The organism is Nocardia sp. NPDC051756 (genome assembly GCF_040681495.1).
GTDB lineage: Bacteria > Actinomycetota > Actinomycetes > Mycobacteriales > Mycobacteriaceae > Nocardia.
This window is the reverse complement of sequence record NZ_JBFAYV010000047.1, coordinates 1-1,198: the sequence shown is the minus strand read 5'-3', so window position 1 is coordinate 1,198 and position 1,198 is coordinate 1. Positions and strand designations below refer to the sequence as shown.

At 41.7% G+C, this 1,198-nt stretch carries 1 protein-coding gene; it reads left to right on the top strand.

Translation table 11 applies throughout. The features are described 5' to 3' along the window. Positions 1-1,198: heavy metal translocating P-type ATPase (locus AB0M22_RS45705; protein WP_364740343.1), on the top strand; the 1,198-nt coding region annotated here is incomplete at both ends.

The following is a 1,198-nucleotide window of genomic DNA, read 5'->3' as shown; positions in this document are numbered from 1 at the left end:
TGAAATTGGCGACAAACTCTTAGTAAAAACCGGACGTCAAGTTCCTGTTGATGGTCGTATTTACCAAGGATCTGGCTATGTCAACGAAGCCAGTATCACAGGTGAATCACGTGAAATCAGAAAGGAAGCTGGTACCAAAGTTTTTGCAGGTTCTATCTTAGAAAACGGTACAATTTACGTAGAAGCAGAAAAAGTCGGCGAAGATACAACCTTTGGTAAAATTATTGAACTTGTCGAAGAAGCCCAAGATACCAAATCTCCTGCTGAGAAATTCATCGACCGCTTTGCTAAGTATTACACGCCAGCGGTACTTGTTATTGCAGCTATTACTTGGGTTTTTAGTCATAATCTAGAACTAGCCATCACGATTCTCGTACTTGGTTGCCCTGGTGCCCTCGTGATTGGTGCACCTGTTTCAAATGTTGCAGGAATCGGGAATGGTGCAAAAAGAGGCGTCCTTATCAAGGGAGGTGATGTTATGAATACCTTCAGTCACATTGATACGCTTCTGTTTGATAAGACGGGTACTCTGACGAAAGGCAATACAGAAGTTGTTGTTGTCAAAAATTATGGTGCTTCAAAAGAATTGATTGATGCAGTTGCTTCAGCAGAAAATGAATCTGATCACCCATTAGCAACGGCAGTTGTACGCATGATCGGAAAATTCAATCCTATCAAATTTGAAAAAACGGACGTTGTTAAAGGACAGGGAATCATCGCAGACAACCTATTGATTGGTAATGAAAAAATGATGGTGGTTAATCATATTACGATTTCTCCCGAGCAGAAACAGGACATCACAGAAATCACTGATTCAGGTGCATCAGTTGTTTTGGTCGCAGCTGATAACAGATTGCAACTAATTTATGGTATTGCGGACGAAATACGTTCTGGTGTCAAAGAATCCCTCGAAGAACTACGCCACGAAGGTATTTCTCGTATGATTATGCTGACTGGAGACAACGAGACAACAGCTAAAGCAGTCGCCGCCCAACTCGGCATCGATGAAGTACGTGCCAATCTCATGCCTGAAGAAAAAGCTGAAGTTGTCAAATCACTCAAAAACTCTGGTAAAAAAATTGCTTTTATCGGTGATGGTGTCAACGATTCTCCTAGTTTGGCACTTGCTAATATAGGTATCGCAATGGGTTCTGGTACTGATACTGCGATTGAAACGTCCGATATCGTGCTAATGAAG